Raw genomic sequence first — 3195 nt, 5'->3', positions numbered from 1 at the left:
GGGACCGGCGGCCCGTCGGTCGAGCTCGCCCGCCGTGGCTGGCAGGTGACCGGCGTCGACGCGGTGCCGCAAGCGCTCCGCCGGGCCCGCGAACGAGCCCGGGAAGCGGGGGTCGAAGTGGAGTTCGTCGAGGCTGACGTCACCCGGCTCCACGACCACGTCCGCGGCTCCTTCCGGTTCGCCATCGACGTCGGCTGCTTCCACGGGCTCGACGACGACCAGCGACGGGCCTACGGTCGCGAGCTGACCAGTGTCACGAGGGTCGACGCCGCCCTGTTGCTGCTGGCATTCAGCCCGGGACGGCGGGGTCCCCTGCCGCGCGGGGCGGACCGTGCCGGCATCGAGAGCGCGCTGCCCGGGTGGCAGATCACCGACGAGGAGCCGCTCGACATCAGCGCGGCCCGCGGCCCCGCAGCCAAGGCCTCACCTCGCTGGTATCGCCTGGCCCGAGTCTGATCCGGTGCCGCTCGTCCGCGCCCTGCTGCGCGTCGGGTCACGACGCGAAGGTGCGGCCGGTCAGCGCCTCGTAGGCCTCCACATACTTCGCCCGTGTCTGGTCCACGATCTCGTCCGGCAACGGCGGGGGCGCCTCGCCGGAACCCCTGTCCCACCCGCTCGCCGCAGAGGTCAGCCAGTCACGCACGAACTGCTTGTCGTATGACGGCTGGGTGCGACCCGGTTGCCACTGGTCAGCCGGCCAGAACCGGGACGAGTCGGGCGTCAGCACCTCGTCCGCGAGAACGACCGTCGGGTTGCCGTCCTGGTCAGGGCTGGCGGCGTCCAGCCCGAACTCGACCTTGGTGTCGGCCAGCAGGATGCCGCGCGCGGCGGCGATCCCGTTTCCGCGGGACAGGATCGCCGTGGTGAGGTCGCGCACCTGCGCGGCAAGCCGCGCACCCACCTCCTGCTCGACCTCGGCGAAGGTCATCGGCAGGTCGTGCTCGCCCAACGGGGCCTTGGTCGTCGGGGTGAAGATCGGCCCGGGCAGGCGGGACCCGTCCTCCAGGCCCTCGGGCAGCGGCACCCCGCACACGGACCCGTTCTGCCGGTAGTCCTCGAGCCCGCCGCCGGTGAGGTAGGCCCGGCCGATGCACTCCACCGGCAGCATCTCCAGCCGCCGGACCAGCAGCGCCCGGCCGGCGACTGCCGCAGGCACCTCGTCCGAGACGACGTGGTTGGGCACGAGGTCGGCCAGCTGCTCGAACCACCACAGCGACAGCTGGGTCAGCACGGCGCCCTTGTCGGGGATCTCCGACTCGAGGACGTGGTCGTAGGCCGAGATGCGGTCCGAGGCGACCAGCAGGAGCCGGTCCTGGCTCGGTGATCCTGTCGCGGGGTCGAGCGGCGCATACAGCTCACGCACCTTGCCGGAGTAGACGTGGACGTAGCCGGGCAGGTCCAAAGGGACAGGAGGCGTCATGCCGGCGATTCTTGCAGCCGGGCACCCCGGACCCGCCCTCCGGTCGACTCGTCTGGGGCGACGACCCTCGAGAAGTTGCTGGGGATGGGCGTCACCGACGACGCGATCTCGGAGCAACGACGAGAGAGGGGTCAGCCGGCGACGGCGACCTCGCCGCGTTGGGCGGCCAGGGCGATGTCGGTGCGGTGGTGCGAGCCGTCGAGCTCGATCCGGTCGACCGCCGCGTAGGCGCGATGGCGGGCCTGCTCGAGGTCGTCGCCGAGCGCCACCACGGACAGGACGCGTCCGCCGGCCGACACGATGGCGCCGTCCTTGGCTCGGGCCGTGCCGGCGTGCAGCACGTAGGCGTCATCGCCCACCTCGTCCAGACCGTGGATCCGGCCGCCGGTGCGTGGCGACTGCGGATATCCCTTGGCGGCCACGACAACGGTGACGGCGTGCTGCTCGCGCCACCGCAGGGGTGGGACCTCGGCCAGGGCGCCCCGAGCAGTCGCCTGGAGCACAACGCCGAGCGGTGTCAGCAGCCGGGCCAGCACCACCTGGGTCTCCGGATCGCCGAAGCGGGCGTTGAACTCGACGACCTGGGGGCCGCGCTCCGTGATCGCCAGTCCCACGTAGAGGACTCCGGCAAAGGGAGTGCCTCGGCGCCGCATCTCGTCGATGGTGGGCTGCGCGATCCGGTCGACCACGTGCTGCGTCAAGCCCTCCGGCACCCAGTCCAGCGGTGAGTATGCCCCCATGCCACCGGTGTTGGGCCCTTCGTCGCCATCACCGACCCGCTTGAAGTCCTGCGCCGGAGCGAGGGGCACGACGGTGGTGCCGTCGGTGAGGCAGAACAGCGAGACCTCGGGGCCGTCCAGGAACTCCTCCACCACGACGGTCGAGCCCGGGCCTGCGAGGCAGTGGGCGGCGTGGGCGAGAGCCCGCGCGCGCTCGTCGGTCACGACGACGCCCTTGCCGCCTGCCAGGCCGTCGTCCTTGACCACGTGCGGGGCGCCGAACGCGTCGAGGGCGTCGGCAACCTGGTCGAGGCTGGTGCACACCCGGGACAAGGAGGTGGGCACGTCGGCTGCGGCCATGACCTCCTTGGCGAAGGCCTTGCTGCCCTCCAGCCGGGCCGCCTCGGCGGTCGGGCCGAAGCAGTCGATCCCGGCGGCGCGGACCGCGTCCGCGGCGCCGGCCACGAGCGGCGCCTCCGGTCCGATGACCACCAGGTCTGCGCCGACCTCCTGGGCGAGTGCCGCGATACCGGCTCCGTCCTCCGGACCGGCGGGGAGCTCTCGGCAGAGCGCGATGGCGTCGATCCCGGGGTTGCCGGGTGCGGCGACCACCGCGTCCACCGCGGGATCCGCGGCGAGCGCACGGACGAGGGCGTGCTCACGAGCACCTGAACCGATGACGAGGACCTTCACGCTGCCGAGCCTAGTGACCGGCCCGGGGACGGAGGAGTCGTGGTGTGCACGGCCCCCCCGGGAGGCAGGGGGGATATCTCCCGGGGGGACCGCGCCTCGAGCACGGAGTCGCACGGTGGGGGGAACTGGCGACAGTGCACGTGCCCGACCGGTACGAGGACCGGCTCGACCCACGATGGCAGACCAGCGGCAGGGTGTGCAGCCGATTCCTGACGGAGCGGGGACAATGTCGGGAACCCGCCACATAGGGTGGGGCCATGGCACGCGACTCGACCGACACGGGAGCCCCCGCGGGCTCCCCCGGCAGGCCCGCGGGCCCGGCGGACGCACCCGATCCGGTCGGCCCACCGCCGACAGCGGCGG

General features: G+C 72.9%; 3 protein-coding genes. 1 reads left to right on the top strand and 2 read right to left on the bottom strand.

What is annotated here, in order from left to right:
• Positions 1-456: class I SAM-dependent methyltransferase (locus FRW57_RS19425; RefSeq protein ID WP_152186813.1), on the top strand; the 456-nt coding region annotated here is incomplete at its 5' end.
• Between the two features lie 37 nt (positions 457-493).
• Here FRW57_RS19425 and FRW57_RS19420 read toward each other — a convergent pair.
• On the bottom strand, positions 494-1420 hold the full coding sequence (locus FRW57_RS19420; RefSeq protein WP_152186812.1) for a phosphoribosylaminoimidazolesuccinocarboxamide synthase: 927 nt from the start codon (positions 1418-1420) through the stop codon (positions 494-496).
• A gap of 131 nt (positions 1421-1551) precedes the next feature.
• Positions 1552-2832: a phosphoribosylamine--glycine ligase gene (gene purD / locus FRW57_RS19415; protein ID WP_152186811.1), complete on the bottom strand. Its 1281-nt coding sequence runs from the start codon at positions 2830-2832 to the stop codon at positions 1552-1554.
• Between the last annotated feature and the right edge of the window lie 363 nt (positions 2833-3195).

Origin of the sequence: Segeticoccus rhizosphaerae, assembly GCF_009192725.1 — a bacterium.
In the GTDB taxonomy this organism is placed as follows: domain Bacteria; phylum Actinomycetota; class Actinomycetes; order Actinomycetales; family Dermatophilaceae; genus Segeticoccus; species Segeticoccus rhizosphaerae.
This window is presented reverse-complemented; position numbering and strand designations above follow the sequence as displayed.